Source organism: Streptomyces rubellus (assembly GCF_036323805.1).
Lineage (GTDB): Bacteria > Actinomycetota > Actinomycetes > Streptomycetales > Streptomycetaceae > Streptomyces.
In genome coordinates this window covers 25778-44103 of record NZ_JAZDCX010000018.1, presented here as the reverse complement: position 1 = coordinate 44103, position 18326 = coordinate 25778, and the positions used below count along the sequence as shown (strand labels likewise).

The 18326-nt window shown below is 74.2% G+C and carries 15 protein-coding genes; 12 read left to right on the top strand and 3 right to left on the bottom strand.

Translation table 11 applies throughout. The annotated features are described in order from the left end of the window. Positions 1–166 precede the first annotated feature (166 nt). The 4 genes from ispG (at position 167) to V1L54_RS20705 (ending at position 4686) form a co-directional block, all read left to right on the top strand. Positions 167–1321, top strand: a complete 1155-nt coding sequence (ispG, locus tag V1L54_RS20720; RefSeq protein WP_330119570.1) for a flavodoxin-dependent (E)-4-hydroxy-3-methylbut-2-enyl-diphosphate synthase — start codon at positions 167–169, stop codon at positions 1319–1321. Between the two features lie 97 nt (positions 1322–1418). Further along, entirely contained in the window at positions 1419–2264 is an 846-nt protein-coding gene (locus tag V1L54_RS20715; RefSeq protein WP_330119569.1) for a GNAT family N-acetyltransferase, read from the top strand. 84 nt (positions 2265–2348) lie between these two features. Further along, complete coding sequence (locus tag V1L54_RS20710; RefSeq protein WP_330119639.1) at positions 2349–2885, top strand: GNAT family N-acetyltransferase; 537 nt, start codon at positions 2349–2351, stop codon at positions 2883–2885. 94 nt (positions 2886–2979) lie between these two features. Continuing rightward, positions 2980–4686, top strand: a complete 1707-nt coding sequence (locus V1L54_RS20705; protein WP_330119568.1) for a proline--tRNA ligase — start codon at positions 2980–2982, stop codon at positions 4684–4686. A gap of 31 nt (positions 4687–4717) precedes the next feature. On the opposite strand, the gene V1L54_RS20700 is transcribed toward V1L54_RS20705, so the two are convergent. Continuing rightward, positions 4718–5635, bottom strand: a complete 918-nt coding sequence (locus tag V1L54_RS20700; protein WP_330119567.1) for an aminoglycoside phosphotransferase family protein — start codon at positions 5633–5635, stop codon at positions 4718–4720. Between the two features lie 96 nt (positions 5636–5731). After that, positions 5732–6340: a ferritin-like domain-containing protein gene (locus V1L54_RS20695; protein WP_443076725.1), complete on the bottom strand. Its 609-nt coding sequence runs from the start codon at positions 6338–6340 to the stop codon at positions 5732–5734. Between the two features lie 740 nt (positions 6341–7080). On the opposite strand from V1L54_RS20695, the gene rimP reads away from it, so the two are divergent. The 8 genes from rimP (at position 7081) to V1L54_RS20655 (ending at position 15596) form a co-directional block, all read left to right on the top strand. After that, positions 7081–7644, top strand: a complete 564-nt coding sequence (rimP, locus tag V1L54_RS20690) for a ribosome maturation factor RimP (protein ID WP_330119566.1) — start codon at positions 7081–7083, stop codon at positions 7642–7644. 2 nt (positions 7645–7646) lie between these two features. Further along, positions 7647–8663 carry a transcription termination factor NusA gene (nusA, locus tag V1L54_RS20685; protein ID WP_330119565.1) on the top strand — a complete coding sequence of 339 codons (1017 nt, stop codon included), beginning with the start codon at positions 7647–7649 and terminating at the stop codon, positions 8661–8663. Between the two features lie 71 nt (positions 8664–8734). Beyond that, entirely contained in the window at positions 8735–9010 is a 276-nt protein-coding gene (locus V1L54_RS20680) for a YlxR family protein (protein ID WP_100201030.1), read from the top strand. Between the two features lie 187 nt (positions 9011–9197). Next, a complete protein-coding gene (gene infB, locus V1L54_RS20675; RefSeq protein WP_330119564.1) occupies positions 9198–12281 on the top strand; it encodes a translation initiation factor IF-2 in 3084 nt (1027 codons plus the stop codon). Between the two features lie 212 nt (positions 12282–12493). After that, positions 12494–12787, top strand: coding sequence for a DUF503 domain-containing protein (locus tag V1L54_RS20670; RefSeq protein WP_330119563.1), 294 nt, complete (start codon positions 12494–12496; stop codon positions 12785–12787). Between the two features lie 76 nt (positions 12788–12863). Beyond that, a complete protein-coding gene (gene rbfA / locus V1L54_RS20665; protein ID WP_330119562.1) occupies positions 12864–13400 on the top strand; it encodes a 30S ribosome-binding factor RbfA in 537 nt (178 codons plus the stop codon). A gap of 3 nt (positions 13401–13403) precedes the next feature. Next, a complete protein-coding gene (gene truB / locus V1L54_RS20660; protein ID WP_330119561.1) occupies positions 13404–14318 on the top strand; it encodes a tRNA pseudouridine(55) synthase TruB in 915 nt (304 codons plus the stop codon). A gap of 339 nt (positions 14319–14657) precedes the next feature. Beyond that, positions 14658–15596: a bifunctional riboflavin kinase/FAD synthetase gene (locus tag V1L54_RS20655; protein WP_330119560.1), complete on the top strand. Its 939-nt coding sequence runs from the start codon at positions 14658–14660 to the stop codon at positions 15594–15596. Between the two features lie 83 nt (positions 15597–15679). On the opposite strand, the gene V1L54_RS20650 is transcribed toward V1L54_RS20655, so the two are convergent. Further along, positions 15680–18112 carry an SCO5717 family growth-regulating ATPase gene (locus V1L54_RS20650; protein ID WP_330119559.1) on the bottom strand — a complete coding sequence of 811 codons (2433 nt, stop codon included), beginning with the start codon at positions 18110–18112 and terminating at the stop codon, positions 15680–15682. Positions 18113–18326 lie beyond the last annotated feature (214 nt).

The window sequence follows — 18326 nt, the reverse complement described above, 5'->3', positions numbered from 1 at the left end:
CCGCCACGCCTTCGCCGCCCGTTCACCCGCCGCCGTACCGCCTCCCGGCACGGCGGACCGCCCGGCGACCACGATGTGCCCGGGCCCTGCCGGGTGCCGTAATCTCAGAGGCCGGAGCCCACGGCCGGTCGGGGCACTCGAACCACACCTTGGGGTTGCACACCAGATGACAGCGATTTCGCTCGGAATGCCGTCCGTACCGACGAAGCTGGCCGAACGGCGGGTCAGCCGGAAGATCCAGGTCGGTTCCGTGGCCGTCGGGGGGGACGCCCCGGTCTCGGTGCAGTCGATGACCACCACGGTCACGGCGGACGTCGGTGCCACGCTCCAGCAGATCGCCGAGCTGACCGCCTCGGGCTGCCAGATCGTGCGGGTGGCCTGCCCGTCCCAGGACGACGCCGACGCGCTGCCGGTCATCGCGAAGAAGTCCCAGATCCCGGTGATCGCGGACATCCACTTCCAGCCCAAGTACGTCTTCGCGGCCATCGACGCCGGCTGCGCGGCGGTGCGGGTCAACCCCGGCAACATCCGGCAGTTCGACGACAAGGTCAAGGAGATCGCCAGGGCCGCCTCCGACGCGGGCGTCCCCATCCGCATCGGGGTCAACGCCGGCTCGCTGGACAAGCGGCTGCTGGCCAAGTACGGCAAGGCCACCCCCGAGGCGCTGGTGGAGTCCGCGCTGTGGGAGTGCTCGCTGTTCGAGGAGCACGGCTTCCGCGACATCAAGATCTCGGTCAAGCACAACGACCCGGTCGTGATGGTCAACGCCTACCGGCAGCTCGCGGCGCGCTGCGACTACCCCCTGCACCTGGGCGTGACCGAGGCCGGTCCGGCCTTCCAGGGCACCATCAAGTCGGCCGTCGCCTTCGGCGCCCTGCTGAGCGAGGGCATCGGCGACACCATCCGGGTCTCGCTGTCGGCGCCGCCGGTGGAGGAGATCAAGGTCGGCATCCAGATCCTGGAGTCCCTCGGGCTGCGGCAGCGGCGGCTGGAGATCGTCTCCTGCCCCTCCTGCGGCCGGGCCCAGGTGGATGTCTACAAGCTGGCCGACGAGGTCACCGCGGGGCTGGAGGGCATGGAGGTCCCGCTGCGGGTGGCGGTGATGGGCTGTGTCGTCAACGGCCCCGGTGAGGCCCGGGAGGCCGACCTCGGGGTCGCCTCCGGCAACGGCAAGGGCCAGATCTTCGTCAAGGGCGAGGTCATCAAGACCGTGCCCGAGTCGAAGATCGTCGAGACCCTCATCGACGAGGCGATGAAGATCGCCGAGCAGATGGAGAAGGACGGCGCGCTCTCCGGGCCTCCGGAGGTCTCCGTCGGCTGACCGGACTTCCGCCGGTGTTCCGGCGCCGCGGCGGCCTGGAGGTACAGTCGGGAAATCGTTCCCGCACTCCTCCAGGCCGCATGGTGAGGCACCCCACGTGTTGACGACGACCACCACCCGCGCCGTCGGACCCCATGAGCTCGACGACGCCCTCGCGGTACTCGACCGCCAGCCCGTCGACAACGCCTTCGTCACCGCCCGCGTCCGGGGCTCCGGCCTGGACCCCTGGCGGCTCGGCGGCGAGATGTGGGGCTGGTACCACCGCGGCCGGCTGGAGGCCCTGTGCTACTCCGGGGCCAACCTGGTCCCCGTCTGCGCCGGCCCGGAGGCGGTGCGGGCCTTCGCCGAGCGGGCCCGCCGCCAGGGCCGCCGCTGCTCGTCCGTCGTCGGGCCCGCCGGACCCACCGCCGCCCTGTGGGCCCGGCTGGAACCGCACTGGGGGCCCGCCCGCGAGATCCGCGCCCACCAGCCGCTGATGGCCACCGACCGGCTGCCCGAGGGCATACGCCCCGACCCGTACGTGCGGCGCGTCCGCAAGGACGAGATGGACGTGCTGATGCCGGCCTGCGTGGCGATGTTCACCGAGGAGGTCGGCGTCTCCCCGCTCACCGGGGACGGCGGGCTGATCTATCAGGCCCGGGTCGCCGAACTGGTCGGCGCCGGGCGGGCCTTCGCCCGCATCGAGGACGGCCGGGTGGTCTTCAAGGCCGAGATCGGCGCCGTCACCCCGCAGGCGTGCCAGATCCAGGGCGTGTGGGTCGCGCCGGAGCGCCGCGGCGAGGGCCTGTCCGTCACCGGCATGGCAGCGGTGCTGCGCTACGCGCTGACCGAGGTCTCCCCGGTCGTCAGCCTCTACGTCAACGACTACAACACCGCGGCCCGCGCCGCGTACCGGCGGGTGGGCTTCCGCGAGGTCGGGGCCTTCATGAGCGTGCTGTTCTGAACCGGACCGCACCGCACCGGGCCGCCGACCCGGCGCGGGGATGATCGCTGACTCCTCCGCCGCTCTCCAGTAGGGTCGATGACCATGGATGACGTCGTGGTCGGCCCCCTTGACCTCACCGCCCGGGTCGACGAGGCGCTGGCCGTTCAGGCGGTCGCCTTCGGGCTGACCGACGACGAGGTCGGCGTACGCCGCCACATCGTGCTGCGGCATCTGGCCTCCCCCGACGCCCGCTCCCTGGGCGCCGTCGCGCCGGACGGACGGCTGGTGGGCTTCGTGTACGGGATGCCCAACGACCGCACCCAGTGGTGGTCCACGGTCGTCGAACCGTATCTGCGGCGGGGCGGACACCAGGGATGGCTCGACGACGCGTTCGTCATCACCGAACTGCACGTCCACCCGGCGTACCAGAAGCGCGGCATCGGCCGGGAGCTGATCACCAGGATCACCGACGAGGCCGTCGAGCCGCGCTCGCTCCTGTCCGCCATCGACACCGAGAGCCCGGCCCGCCGCCTGTACCGCTCGCTGGGCTACCGCGACCTGGCCCGCCACGTGCTGTTCCCGAGCGCGTCGAGCCCGTACGCGGTGATGGGCGCGCCGCTGCCGCTGCGGCGCCGGTAGTCTCCTGCGCAGGCCGAGAAGACCCAGACCCCGCGGGGAGCGTGCGCACACCCCCACGCGCCCCGTACGACCGTTCCGCCCGCAGGAGAACCCCATGGCAGCCCGCCTCCAGCGCATGTCCCGTCTGATGCTGAAGACGCTGCGCGAGGATCCGGCCGACGCCGAGACCCTCAGCCACCGCCTCCTGGTCCGCGCCGGCTACGTCCGCCGCACCGCGGCCGGCATCTGGACCTGGCTGCCGCTGGGAAAGCAGGTCCTGGAGAACGTCACCCGGATCGTCCGCGAGGAGATGGACGCCATCGGCGCCCAGGAGGTGCTGCTGCCGGCCCTGCTGCCGAAGGAGCCCTACGAGACCTCCGGGCGCTGGACGGAGTACGGCGAGCTGCTGTTCCGGCTGACGGACCGCAAGGGCGCCGACTACCTCCTCGGCCCCACCCACGAGGAGATCTTCACCCAGGTCGTCAAGGACCAGTGCACCTCCTACAAGGACCTGCCGGTGACGCTCTACCAGATCCAGACCAAGTACCGGGACGAGGCCCGGCCGCGCTCGGGCATCCTGCGCGGCCGGGAGTTCCTGATGAAGGACTCCTACTCCTTCGACACCGGTGACGAGGAACTGGCCGAGTCCTACCGGCTGCACCGCGAGGCGTACGTGCGGATCTTCACCCGGCTCGGCCTGGACCACCGGGTCGTCTCCGCCGTCTCCGGCGCGATGGGCGGCTCGGCGTCCGAGGAGTTCCTCGCCCCGGCCGCCGCGGGCGAGGACACCTTCGCCGACTGCCCCTCCTGCGGCTACGCGGCCAACACCGAGGCCGTCACCTTCCCCCTGAAGCCGGCCGGGGACCCCTTCGGCCACCCCCCGCTCCAGGAGCTGGACACCCCCGGCACCCCCACCATCGAGACCCTCGCCGAGCACCTGGGCGTACCCGCCTCCGCCACCTTGAAGAACCTCCTGGTCAAGGTGGACGGGGAGATCACCGCGGTCGGCGTGCCCGGCGACCGCGAGGTGGACCTGGGCAAGCTCGCCGAACACCTCGCGCCCGCCACCGTGGAGCTGGTCACCGCCGAGGACTTCACCGGCCGCCCCGCCCTGGTGCGCGGCTACGTCGGCCCGCAGGGGCTGGCGGGGATCGCCTTCCGCTATCTCGCCGACCCGCGGGTGGCCCCCGGCACCTCCTGGATCACCGGTGCCAACAAGCCCGACACCCACGCCCGCAACGTGGTGTGCGGCCGGGACTTCGAGGTCGACGAGTACCTGGACGTGGCCACCGTCGAGCCGGGCGACCCCTGTCCGTCCTGCGGCGCCGGGCTGCGGCTGGACCGGGCCATCGAGATCGGCCACATCTTCCAGCTCGGCCGCAAGTACGCCGACGCCTTCGGACTGGACGTGCTGGGCCGGGACGGCAGGCCCGTCCGCGTCACCATGGGCTCCTACGGCATCGGCGTCTCGCGCGCGGTGGCCGCGCTCGCCGAGCAGACGGCGGACGACAAGGGCCTGTGCTGGCCGGACGAGGTCGCCCCGGCCGACGTCCACCTCGTCGCGGCGGGCAAGGGCGCCCAGACGGAGCTGGCCCTTCGGCTGGCGGACCGGCTGGCCGGGGCCGGGGTGCGCGTGCTGGTGGACGACCGCACGGGCGTCTCGCCCGGGGTGAAGTTCACCGACGCCGAGCTGATCGGGGTGCCGCGGATCCTGGTGGTGGGCCGGGGCGCGGCCCAGGGCCTGGTGGAGCTGCGGGACCGGCGCACCGGTGAGCGCGAGGAGGTGCCGGCGGAGACGGCGGTGGAGCGGCTGGCCGGCTGAGGGCCCGGACCCGGGCCCGCAGTCCCGGAGCTCAGTCCCGGAGCCAGCTCGCGAACTCCAGCAGCAGCTCGCCGTCCGCGCGGTCGCCGGCGGCGAGCTGCCGGGTGCCCGACTCGACCGCCCGGTACAGGCTCCAGCCGCGCAGCCGGTCGCGGTCCACCTCCAGCGAGTCCGCCAGTTTGGCGATCCGGCGCCGGGTCCGGGCGGCGCCGCCGGAGCCGGCCATCAGGTCGTGCAGCCGGTCGCGGACCAGCCGGGCCAGGTCGTAGGCCCGCTCGCCCACCAGCGGATCCGGGCCGGCCGCCAGCCAGTGCGCTCGCCCCGGGGCCGCCGAGAGCACCGCGCCCTGCCGGAAGTCGCCGTGCAGCAGCAGGTTCTCGGGAGCGTCGGCCAGCAGCCCGGAGCGCACCGCCAGCGCCTCCTCCGCCAGGGAGCGGGCCTGCGGCGGCGTGTGCCGGCGGATCCGGTCCACGGCCCGGCCGGTGTGCCGCTCCACGGTGGTGAACGGCGGGGGGACCGGTGGGGCGGAGCCGGCCTCCGGGGGCACCCACAGCCGGCGCAGCGCCGAGACCGCCTCCAGATTGGCCTTCGCCTCCGGCAGCGAACGCAGCGACACCTCCGCGTGCAGCCGTTCCAGCAGCAGCGCGTCCGCCTCGGGCGCGGCCTCCAGCAGCCGCACCGCGCCGTGCCCGTCCCAGCGGGCCAGGGCCGCCGCCTCCGCCCCGGCGCCGGCCGCGCGCAGTTTCAGGGCGGCCGGAGTGCCGTCCGCCCGGCGCACCAGGACGACCAGACTGCCGCGTCCGCCCGGGGCCACCACCCGCTCGGCCGTCAGCTCCCAGCGGGCCAGGGCGTCGCGCGCCAGGGAGGGGAGGGCCGCCAGCCAGGGGGAGTCCGCGCCCAGGGCGCGCACCAGCCGCTGCGGGGGTTCGAGGTGCGGAGCCGATGCCATGCCCGAGCCGTGCCTTTCCTTGCGTCAGCGGTCCGCCGGCGGTTCTTCGGCGGTTTGCCGCGGTCCTGCGCGGTCCCTTTCTCCGGCGCCCCGCCGTCAGCGGTCCCGGGAGGGCCCGGGGGACGCCTGCGCGGAGCGCTCGGCGAGACCAGGGAAGGGTACGCCCGTGCCGCGCCAGCGCACCGCGCGGACCGCCGCCTCCCGCAGCGCGCCCGCGGCGTCCCGCCGCAGCTCGCCCGTACCGGCCCGGACCAGGTCGGCGTAGACGGCCGCCACCCGCTCCTCCAGCTCCGCGGCGAGCCGCACCGCGGCCGCGCCGTCCGGGACCTCGAAGGGCAGGGCGTACGCCGCGGCGGCGGGCTCGGGTGCCCCGCCCAGCCTCCGTACCGCCCGGCGCAGGACCTCCCGGCGTGCGCGGTGGGCGTCGTACGCCTGGCGTGCCTCGGCGCGCCGGTCCTCCTCGGCGCGGGCGCCGACGACGCCGTAGCCGTAGACGGCGGCGTGCTCGGCGGCGAGCGCGGCCTGGACGGCCGGGAGCGCACCGCCGCCGGAACCGGCGGGGGCCGTGGTCCTCCCCGGGGAGGACCACGTGCCGTCCTCGGCCTGTCCCGAGGGGCCCCGCCCCGACGGGGCCCCGCCCGGGCCGGGCCCCGTCGGCCGGGCCGGAGGCTCCTCCGCCGGGTGGGGGAGCGGAGCCGTGAGCAGGTACACACGCGCCGCTCCCGCCGCCGCGACCGAGGCGAGCAGCCGGGCCGCCTCGGGCGGGGCATCCGGAAGGGCGCGGGTGCGGGCGTCGGCCACCGCGCGCTCGGCGTCCGCCAGCACCTTCAGCGCGGCCCCGGCCCCGGCGGGCACGTCCGCGCCACCGGCCCGTACGGTGCCCGGGCCCGCCGGGGTGCCGGGGCTGCCGGTGCCGCCGAAGGCCGCCAGCTGCCGGGCCACGTCCGACCGGAGCGGCTCCAGCCGTCCGGCGAGGGCGGGATGCGCGGCGCCGGTCCGGTCGTAGCGGTCCAGCAGCCGGGCGCTGTCGCGGGCCGCGCGCCGCAGCAGCCGCGCCGTACGGGAGGCGCGCTCGCGCGCGGCGGCGTCCCGGGGGCCGTCGGAGCAGCCGGTCAGCAGCAGTGCGGCGGCTCCCGTCACCCCGCCGGCCAGCAGGCTCCGCCGGCGCGGGCGCGAGTCGATGGGCACGGATGCTCCCTGGGGAGATGGTTCTGTGACGCGGGGACAGCGGGATCACCGCCCTGCGAGCGTACCTGTGTTCGCGAGGTCCCCCGAGGCGGGGCGCCGCCGGGCCCCGCGCATGGCCCGTACGGGGGGCGGCCGCCCGGCGGAGCGCCCGTGGATCATCCGGTCGGCGCGGTCCGCCGCAGACGATAGGCTTGGCATCCGGACCCACCGGACTGGATGTTTCCCACAACAGCACACGCGGCCGAGGAGTCACCCGGATGAGTACCACCCAGAGCGAGAGGCTGCGAGGACTGCTGGAGCCGCTCGTCACCGACAGGGGCCTGGATCTGGAAGAGGTCACCGTGACCCCGGCCGGTAGGCGGCGCGTCCTGCGCGTTGTGGTGGACTCCGACGAGGGCGTGCAGCTCGACACCTGCGCCGAGCTGAGCCGCGCGGCGTCCGAGGCGCTGGACGCCGCGGACGTGATGGGCGGCGCCCCGTACGTGCTGGAGGTGACCTCGCCCGGCACCGACCGTCCGCTGACCGCGCCGCGGCACTACCGCCGTGCCACCGGCCGGCTGGTGAAGGCGCAGCTGACCGAGGAGGCCGGCGGCGGGGAGCTCCTCGCCCGGGTCCTCGGCGTGGACGAGGACGGCGTGGAGGTGGAGGTGCCCGGCGTCAAGGGCCGCAGGCCCAGTACCCGTCGGCTCGCCTTCGGCGAGATCGCCCGGGCCCGGGTGGAGGTCGAGTTCAACCGCAAGGCCGCCGAGAAGGCCGCCGAGAAGACCGGAGAGGCACGTCGGGCTGTGGCCTCTGACGACGAGAGCCAGGAGGAGGCGTAGCCGTGGACATCGACATGAGTGCCCTGCGGGGCCTGGTGAGGGAGAAGGAGATCTCCTTCGACCTGCTGGTGGAGGCGATCGAGGCCGCCCTCCTGATCGCCTACCACCGCACCGGGGGAAGCCGCCGCCAGGCCCGGGTCGAGCTGGACCGCTCCACCGGGCACGTGACGGTGTGGGCGAAGGAGGACCCGGCCGACCTGCCCGAGGGCGCCGAGCCGCGCGAGTTCGACGACACCCCCTCGGGTTTCGGCCGGATCGCGGCGACCACCGCCAAGCAGGTCATCCTGCAGCGGCTGCGGGACGCCGAGGAGGAGGTCACCTTCGGCGAGTACGCCGGGCGGGAGGGCGACATCGTCACCGGAGTCGTCCAGCAGGGGAAGGATCCGCGCAGCGTTCTCGTTGACATCGGCAGGCTGGAGGCGATCCTGCCACCGCAGGAGCAGGTGCCGGGCGAGGACTACTCGCACGGCACCCGGCTGCGGACCTATGTGGTCCGGGTCGCCAAGGGCATGCGAGGTCCGTCGGTGACGCTCTCGCGCACCCATCCCAACCTGGTGAAGAAGCTCTTCGCGCTGGAGGTCCCGGAGATCGCGGACGGCTCGGTCGAGATCGCCGCCATCGCCCGGGAGGCCGGGCACCGCACCAAGATCGCGGTACGGTCCACCCGGTCGGGACTGAACGCCAAGGGCGCGTGCATCGGCCCGATGGGCGGCCGGGTGCGCAACGTCATGGCCGAGCTGCAGGGTGAGAAGATCGACATCGTGGACTGGTCGGACGACCCGGCCGAGATGGTGGCCAACGCCCTCTCCCCGGCCCGGGTGAACAGGGTCGACGTCGTGGACGCCGCCGCCCGGTCGGCGCGGGTGACCGTGCCCGATTACCAGCTGTCGCTGGCGATCGGCAAGGAGGGGCAGAACGCCCGGCTCGCCGCCCGGCTGACCGGCTGGCGGATCGACATCCGGCCGGACACCGAGCAGAGCGCCGAGCAGAGCACCGAACAGCGCGCCGAGCCCGGCTGACGGCCGGCCGCGATCCGGTCACGGTCCGTACCCGCCCACGGTGCGACCGGCACAAGGAGGTAGACTGAAGGATGTCCGGCCGGACACATGCCCGCGCATGCCCTGAACGCACCTGCGTGGGCTGCCGGGAGCGGTCGGGCAAGGCCGGTCTGCTGCGTGTGGTGTTGGCCGGGGACCGCTGTGTTCCCGATCATCGCGGTACGCTGCCCGGCCGGGGTGCTTATCTGCACCCCGTACCGGCCTGTGTCGACCTGGCAATTCGCCGCCGGGCGTTCCAGAGGGCCTTCCGGGTCCCGGGACCGCTCGACACCGCGGAACTGCGACAGGCGGTACCGCGGGCGACGTAGGCGAACGTGAGCGACGCAGGACAGCAAGCAAGCACAAGGCCCGTACGGCGGCCCGCCGTGCGGGAGAGGTACCTCGCGAGTCGGAAGTAGGTCGAGATTGCGATGAGCACTCGATGAGTACGCGATGAGTACGCCCATGCAGTAGCGAAGGTCCGGCGGACGATCCCCCCGGACCGTAAGGAGCGAAGTGGCTAAGGTCCGGGTATACGAGCTCGCCAAGGAGCTTGGAGTCGAGAGCAAGGTCGTCATGGCCAAGCTCCAGGAACTCGGTGAATTCGTCCGTTCGGCATCCTCGACCATCGAGGCGCCGGTCGTACGCAAACTGACCAACGCATTCGACGCGGGCAACGGCAACGGCGCAGGCGGCGCCGGCCGTTCCGCGGCGAAGCCCGCGGCGCCGCGGAAGGCGGCGCCCAAGCCGGGCGCCCCCAAGCCGGCCTCCGGCGCGGCGCCCCGTCCGGGCGCCCCCAAGCCCGGTGCCCCCAGGCCGCCGGCCTCGCCGGCCCAGCCGACCGCCGACGCGGCCAAGAGCGCGCCCCCCACCCCCAGGAACACCCCCGCTCCGGGCCCCGCCGCCCGGAACACCCCGGCGCCCGGACAGCGCCCGGCCCCGGCCAAGCCCGGACCGGCGCAGCCTCCGGCTCCGGCCAAGCCGGAGTTCACCGCGCCCCCGGCAGGCCCGGGCGCGCCCCGTCCGGGCGCCCCGAAGCCGGGCACCCGCCCCGGTCCCTCGGGACAGCAGGGCGCCGGCGGCCGCGGCCAGGGCGGCTCCCGTCCGGGCGCCCCCAAGCCGGGCGGCCGTCCGGCCGGCCCGCGGCCGGGCAACAACCCCTTCACCTCCGGCGGCTCCACCGGCATGGCGCGCCCGCAGGCGCCCCGGCCGGGCGGCGCCCCGCGCCCGGGCCCCGGCGGCCCCGGTGGTCCCGGCGGTCCCGGTGGCCGCGGCGGCGCCCAGGGCGGCGGCCCCCGGCCGCAGGCCCCCGGCGGCAACCGTGCTCCCAGCCCGGGCAACATGCCGCGCCCGCAGGGCGCCCAGGGCGGCTCGGCCGGCCCGCGTCCGGGCGGCGGAAACCGTCCGAACCCGGGCATGATGCCGCAGCGTCCGGCGGCCGGCCCGCGTCCGGGCCCCGGTGGCCGCGGTCCCGGCGGCGGTGGCCGTCCGGGCGGTGCCGGGCGTCCCGGCGGCGGCGGTGGCGGCTTCGCCGGCCGTCCGGGTGGTCCCGGCCGCCCCGGTGGTGGCGGCGGTGGCGGCGGCGGCTTCGCCGGCCGTCCCGGCGGTGGCGGCGGCTTCGGCGGCCGTCCCGGTTTCGGCGGCCGTCCCGGCGGCCCCGGTGGCCGCGGCGGTACGCAGGGAGCCTTCGGCCGTCCCGGCGGTCCGGCCCGGCGCGGCCGCAAGTCGAAGCGGCAGCGCCGTCAGGAGTACGAGGCCATGCAGGCCCCGTCCATCGGCGGTGTGATGCTGCCCCGCGGCAAGGGCGAGACCGTCCGGCTGTCGCGCGGCGCGTCGCTCACCGACTTTGCGGAGAAGATCAACGCCAACCCGGCGTCGCTGGTCCAGGTCATGTTCAACCTGGGCGAGATGGTCACCGCGACCCAGTCGGTCTCCGACGAGACACTTCACCTCCTCGGTGAGGAGATGAACTACACCGTTCAGATCGTCAGCCCGGAGGAGGAGGACCGCGAGCTGCTCGAGTCCTTCGACATCGAGTTCGGCGAGGACGAGGGCGGTGACGAGGCCCTGGCACCGCGTCCGCCGGTGGTGACCGTCATGGGTCACGTCGACCACGGAAAGACGCGTCTGCTGGACGCGATCCGCAAGACCAACGTCATCGACACCGAGGCCGGCGGCATCACCCAGCACATCGGTGCCTACCAGGTCGCGACCGAGGTCAACGACGAAGAGCGCAGGATCACCTTCATCGACACCCCCGGTCACGAGGCGTTCACCGCCATGCGTGCCCGCGGTGCCAAGTCGACCGACATCGCGATCCTCGTGGTGGCGGCCAACGACGGTGTGATGCCCCAGACGGTCGAGGCGCTGAACCACGCCAAGGCCGCCGAGGTGCCGATCGTGGTCGCGGTCAACAAGATCGACGTCGAGGGTGCGGACCCGCAGAAGGTGCGCGGCCAGCTCACCGAGTACGGTCTGGTGGCCGAGGAGTACGGCGGCGACACGATGTTCGTGGACGTGGCGGCCAAGCCCGGCCTGAACATCGACAAGCTGCTGGAGGCCGTGGTCCTGACCGCGGACGCCACGCTCGACCTGCGCGCCAACCCGGACCAGCCCGCCCAGGGCATCGCGATCGAGGCCCACCTCGACCGCGGCCGCGGCGCCGTGGCCACCGTGCTGGTCCAGCGCGGCACGCTGCGGGTCGGCGACACGATGGTCGTCGGCGACGCGTACGGCCGGGTCAGGGCGATGCTCGACGACAAGGGCGGCAACATCCAGGAGGCGACTCCGTCGACCCCCGTCCAGGTGCTGGGTCTGACCAGTGTCCCGGGCGCGGGCGACAACTTCCTGGTGGTCGAGGAGGACCGTACGGCCCGCCAGATCGCCGAGAAGCGGGCCGCCCGGGAGCGCAACGCCACCTTCGCCAAGCGCACCCGCCGGGTCTCCCTGGAGGACCTGGACAAGGTGCTCAAGGCGGGCGAGGTGCAGCAGCTCAACCTCATCATCAAGGGCGACGCGTCCGGTTCGGTGGAGGCCCTGGAGTCCTCCCTGCTCCAGCTCGACGTCGGCGAGGAGGTCGACCTGCGCGTCCTGCACCGCGGTGTGGGTGCGGTCACCGAGACCGACATCGACCTGGCGACCGGCTCCGACGCCATCGTCATCGGCTTCAACGTGCGCGCCGAGGGGCGTGCCACGCAGCTGGCCGAGCGCGAGGGCGTGGACGTCCGCTACTACTCGGTCATCTACCAGGTGATCGAGGAGATCGAGGCGGCCCTCAAGGGCATGCTCAAGCCGGAGTACGAGGAGGTCGAGCTGGGCACCGCGGAGATCCGCGAGGTCTTCCGCTCCTCCAAGCTCGGCAACATCGCGGGTGTCCTCATCCGCTCCGGCCTGGTCAAGCGGAACACCAAGGCGCGTCTCATCCGCGACGGCAAGGTCGTGGCGGAGAACCTCAACATCGAGGGACTGCGTCGCTTCAAGGACGATGTCACCGAGATCCGCGAGGGCTTCGAGGGCGGTATCAACCTCGGAAACTTCAACGACATCAAGGTCGACGACGTCATCGCGACGTACGAGATGCGGGAGAAGCCCCGCGCCTGATGTCCGCCGGTGAGCACAGCCGGTGACGGACAGGGAGCCTCCCGCTCGCGGGAGGCTCCCGGCCGTGTTCACCGGGCCGGACGGGGCGGTCGCGCGCGCACCGGTATATCCGTCGATCGGCGAGGGCCGTTGCGTGTACGGTTCTCGTGGCCCTGCCGGGCGTCGGCAGGGCTCACGGACGAGGCCTCACGGGTCGGCTGGACCCGCAACGCATGTACGTAGGCACACTCTCCTTCGACCTGCTGCTCGGCGACGTACGGTCGCTCAAGGAGAAGCGGTCGGTCATCCGCCCCATCATCGCCGAGCTCCAGCGCAAGTACGCGGTGAGCGTCGCGGAGGTGGGGGAACAGAACCTTCACCGCAGGGCCCTGATCGGCCTCGCGGCGGTCTCCGGGGACGCGGCACATGTCACGGACGTGCTCGACCGGTGCGAACGGCTGGTGGCCGGGCGGCCGGAGGTGGAGCTGCTGTCGGTGCGGCGGCGGTTCCACGGCGAGGAGGACTGAGCCCGTCCGGACCGCACCCGGCCGGTCCCGGGCAGCATCCGAACCGAACGCACCCGAAACAGAAAGAAGCAGACACATGACCGACACCGCGCGGGCACGCAAACTCGCCGACCGCATCCGGGTCGTGGTCGCGGAGACCCTCCAGCGGCGGATCAAGGACCCGCGGCTCGGCTATGTGACGATCACCGACACCCGGGTCACCGGCGACCTGCGGGAGGCGACCGTCTTCTACACGGTCTACGGCGACGACGAGGACCGGGAGGCCTCCGCCGCGGCGCTGGAGAGCGCCAAGGGCGTACTGCGCTCGGAGGTCGGACGGCAGACCGGCGTGCGCTTCACGCCGTCCCTGACGTTCGTCCCGGACGCCCTCCCGGAGAACGCCCGGACCATCGACGACCTGCTGGAGAAGGCCAGGGCGTCGGACGCCCAGGTACGCCAGGTGTCCTCGGGCGCCACCTACGCCGGTGACGCCGACCCGTACCGCAAGCCCGTCGACGAGGCCGACGAGGCCGACGAGGCCGACGAGCACGGGACCGACGGGGCGGAGGCCGGCGCGGCAGGGGCCGACGGGGCCGGGAAGTCCGGGGGCGACCCGGACGGCAAGGACGCCTGACCTGTGGCACGCACGGACAACCGAGAGCCCGGTGGGCTGGTCTTCGTCGACAAGCCCGCCGGCTTCACCTCCCACGATGTCGTCGCCAAGATGCGCGGCATCGCCCGCACCCGCCGGGTGGGGCACGCGGGCACGCTGGATCCGATGGCCACCGGCCTTCTCGTCCTGGGCGTCGGCAGGGCGACCCGGCTGCTCGGGCACCTGGCGCTGACCGACAAGGAGTACGTCGGGACCATCCGCCTCGGCCAGAGCACGGTCACCGACGACGCGGAGGGCGAGATCACCGCCGCCACCCCGGCCGGCGGCCTGCCGCGCGAGGCGATCGACGCCCGGATCGCCGAGCTGACCGGTGACATCCTCCAGGTGCCGTCCAAGGTCAGCGCCGTCAAGATCGACGGGAAGCGGGCGTACGCCCGGGTGCGCGAGGGGGAGGACGTCGAACTGGCCGCCCGGCCGGTGACCGTCTCCTCCTTCACCGTGCACGACGTGCGCGAGGAGATCGCCGGGGACGGCACCCCCGTGACGGACCTGCTGGTCTCGGTTGTCTGCTCCTCGGGCACCTACATCCGGGCCCTCGCCCGCGATCTGGGCGCCGCACTGGAGGTCGGCGGCCATCTCACCGCGCTGCGCCGCACCCGGGTGGGCCCCTACGGACTGGACGTGGCGCGCACCCTGGAGCAGCACCAGGAGGCACTGGAGGTCATGCCCATCGGCGAGGCGGTGGCCGCCGCCTTCCCCCGCTGGGACGTGGCCGCGAAGCAGGCCCGGCTGCTGGCCAACGGCGCGCGGATCGCCATGCCGCCCGGCGACGGAACCGGCCCGGCCGGCCCGGTCGCCGTCTTCGGCCCCGACGGGGACTTCCTGGCCCTGGTCGAGGAACGCGATGGCAGGGCGAGGAGTCTGGCCGTCTTCGTCTGAGAACGCCGCGGGCCGTCCGCCGCGGACCTGTCACCACGGGGACGGACGCACCGTGGGGCGCGCACTCGGCCGGTGCGCGCCCCACGATCCCCCTCCTGTGTGCACCCGTTTCCCTGTCCACTCGGGGACCGGAACTCACTCCGTCCCCCGGGCGCGCGGAGTGAACCACGGCGCGCACGGGAGCGCTCCGTTCCCGGCGCCCTCCCCGGCCGGCCCGCTCCGGTACCCCCGACGGCCGGACCCCGTCCGGCGGGCGCGGGTCCCGTGCGGGGAGCCGGGGGTGTCATGGCACCCTTGGACCGGCACCATCCAACTGGCATTCGGCGAGGAGCGGGCACTGTGCAGCGCTGGCGTGGCTTGGAGGACATCCCCGAGGACTGGGGGCGCAGCGTCGTCACCATCGGCTCCTACGACGGGGTGCACCGCGGGCACCAGGTGATCATCGGCAGGACGGTGGAGCGCGCCCGGGAACTCGGCCTGCCCGCCGTCGTCGTCACCTTCGACCCGCACCCCAGCGAGGTCGTGCGGCCCGGCAGCCATCCGCCGCTGCTCGCCCCGCACCACCGGCGCGCGGAACTGATGGCCGGACTCGGGGTGGACGCGGTCCTGGTCCTTCCCTTCACCGAGGAGTTCTCCCGGCTGTCACCGGCCGAGTTCGTGGTGAAGGTGCTGGTCGACAGGCTGCATGCCCGCACCGTCGTCGAGGGGCCCAACTTCCGCTTCGGCCACCGGGCCGCCGGCACCGTGGAGACCCTGGCCGAGCTGGGCCGGACGTACGACTACGACGTGCGGGTCGTCGACCTGTTCGTACGCGGTGCGGCGGGCGGCGGCGAACCCTTCTCCTCCACCCTCACCCGCAGGCTGGTCGCCGAGGGCGACGTGGCGGGTGCCGCGGAGGTGCTGGGCCGTCCGCACCGGGTGGAGGGCGTGGTCGTGCGCGGCGCCCAGCGCGGGCGCGAGCTGGGCTATCCGACGGCGAACGTCGAAACCCTGCCGCACACCGCGGTCCCGGCGGACGGCGTCTACGCGGGGTGGCTGGTCGTGGCGGGCGAGTCGATGCCCGCCGCGGTCTCCGTCGGCACCAACCCGCAGTTCGACGGCACCGAGCGGACGGTGGAGGCGTACGCCATCGACCGGGTGGACCTGGAGCTCTACGGGCTCCACGTCGCCGTGGACTTCCTGGCCTACATCCGCGGCCAGGAGAAGTTCGCCACGCTGGACGGGCTGCTGGAGCGCATGGCCGAGGACGTGCGGGTGGCCAAGGGCCTGCTGGGCTGAGTATCCGGTGCCCGGCACCCGGACGGCTGTCGGCCCCGGTCGGATGACGACCGGGGCCGACAGCCGTCCGCGTCATGCGGCCGTCACTGCCCGGGCTGCTGCTGCCACTGCTGGCCGGGCGCGGGCGGTGCCGGCGCCCCGGCGGGCGGGGGCGGCGGAGCGGGCTGCCAGCCGCCGGGCTGCGCCTGGCCGGGCTGCCCCGGGTGAGGCGGCCGGCCAGGCTGCGCGTACGGCTGCCCCGGCTGTGGCGGGTACGGAGCCTGCGTCGGGACCCCACCGGGCTGTGCCTGCTGGGGATGGGGCTGCGGCGGAGCGGACTGGCCGGGCATCGGCGGTGCCACGTGCGGCGGATTCCCGCCCGGCGACCACAGCCCCTGCTCCTGCTGGTGGCGCGCGAAGTCCTCGGCGATCAGCGCGGCGAGATTGAAGTACGCCTCCCGCGTCCTGGGCCGCATCATGTCGAGGTCCAGCTCCGCGCCCGCGGCCAGATGCTCGTCGAACGGGACCACCACCACGTCGCGGCAGCGGGTCTTGAAGTGCGCCACGATGTCGTCCACCTTGATCATTTTCCCGGTCTCACGAACCCCGGAGATGACCGTGACGCTGCGCTGCACCAGATCGCCGTAGCCGTGCGCGGACAGCCAGTCCAGCGTCGTGCTGGCGCTGCTGGCGCCGTCCACGGACGGGGTGGAGATGACGATCAGCTGATCGGCGAGATCGAGGACGCCGCGCATCGCGCTGTAGAGCAGACCGGTGCCCGAGTCGGTCAGGATGATCGGGTACTGCTGGCCCAGTACGCCGATGACGCGGCGGTAGTCCTCGTCGTTGAAGGTCGTCGAGATCGCCGGGTCGACGTCGTTGGCGAGGATCTCCAGACCGGAGGGCGCCTGCGAGGTGAACCGGCGGATGTCCATGTAGCTGTTGAGGTACGGAATCGCCGACACCAGGTCGCGGATCGTCGCGCCCGTCTCGCGCCGCACCCGGCGGCCGAGCGTGCCCGCGTCCGGGTTGGCGTCGATCGCGATGACCTTGTCCTGCCGCTCGGTGGCGAGTGTCGCGCCGAGGGCGGTGGTGGTCGTCGTCTTGCCGACACCGCCCTTGAGGCTGATCACCGCGATGCGGTAACAGGACAGCACCGGCGTGCGGATGAGCTGCAGCTTCCGCTGCCGCTCGGCCTCCTCCTTCCGCGCGCCGAGCCGGAACCGGGAACCGCCGCCGCTCCGGCTGCTCTGCGGCCGCGGCTTGCGCTTCTGGTTCAGCAGCCGGTCCGAGGACAGCTCCACCGACGCGTTGTAGCCCAGCGCGCCGGGCTGGCTCGGCGGCTGCTGCCGCGGGTCGGCGGGCCAGCCGGAGCCGGAACGCGGGTCCGGCGGCTGCTGCGGCTGCGGTTGCGGGGGGTGCTGGGGGTGTGCCGGGGGCTGGTTGTGGGGGAAGCCGTAGCCGCCCTGCGGTGCGCCGGGGTCCGGTGCGGGGGCCTCGGGCACGGGTGGCACCGGGGGTTGCTGGGCCTGCTGCGGTGCGGCGGGAGGCTGGGGGTGTGCCGGAGGTTGGTTGTGGGGGAAGCCGTAGCCGCCCTGCGGCGTGGCGGGGTCCGGTGCGGGCGGTGCCGGAGACGGCGGCAGGGGAGCCCCCGCCTGGGCGGGCCCGGACGGCTGCGGCTGCGGGGGGTGCTGGGGGTGTGCCGGGGGCTGGTTGTGGGGGAAGCCGTAGCCGCCCTGCGGCGTGGCGGGGTCCGGTGCGGGCGGTGCGGGAGGCTGCTGGGCTCCCGGCGGTGCGGCGGGCTGGAAGTGCGGCGGCAACGGCGGCAGTCCGGCCGGGGTGCCGCTCTCCGGAACGGGCGCCCACGGTGCCGGGGGAGGCGTGGGCGGCTGCTGCGGTGCGGCGGACGGCGACACGGGCGAGGACGGGGGAACGGGCGGCTGCGGGCCGGCTCCGCGCGACTCACCGTCCGGCCCCGGCGCCGCCGGGGGACCGGCGGACTCCCCGGGCTCGTCGTGGGCCGCGGGTGTCCCGGGAGCCTCCGCGCCGTCCGGGACGGCACCGGACGGCTCACGACCGGTCTCCTCGGCGCCGGCCTCCCCGTCTTCCGCCCCGTCCTCCGCGGCCCGGGCGGCGTCCCGCTCGGCGAACTCCCGGCGCAGTGCCGCGGCGGAGAAGCGCATGGTGGCGCCACTGACCACGTCCCCGCTGCCGGACTGGTCCTCCTGGTCGTTCCTGGTTTCCCGCTCCCCGTGAGGCCCACCGTGCTCGCTCCGGCCGCCCGCTGACGGCGCGTCGGGCGCGGGCGCCGGTGCGGGCACCGAGGGTGGGAACGCGGGCGGCGCCCCGGCGCCCGTACCCGTGTCGGCACCGCCGGCGGTCGTCGGCGGCTGCGCGGCGGGCTCGGCGTTCCGCGTGTACCAGGCAGGCGGCGTGTAGTCGATGGTGAACTCGCCCGTGGCGTCGAGCTCGTCCTCGGGCAGGTCGTCGCCGGGTGGGATCCCGTCGACGCGGACCTCGTCCCGGTCGCTGTTCACAATGCCTCCTGCTGATCTGGTCGAGCAACCCGGTCAGGCCGCGCGGACCGTCCTCGCTCCCGGGGGCGCCGGTGCCCGGCACTCCGCCGCCACGGTCTCCGGCCGGTTCTCCCCGGGACTTTCCCGCACGCGCGCAGACCCACCCTAATCGCCATGGGGGCGGATACGGCATGCCGGGCCTGTCCCACTCGGGCAACGGACGGATGACGACCGG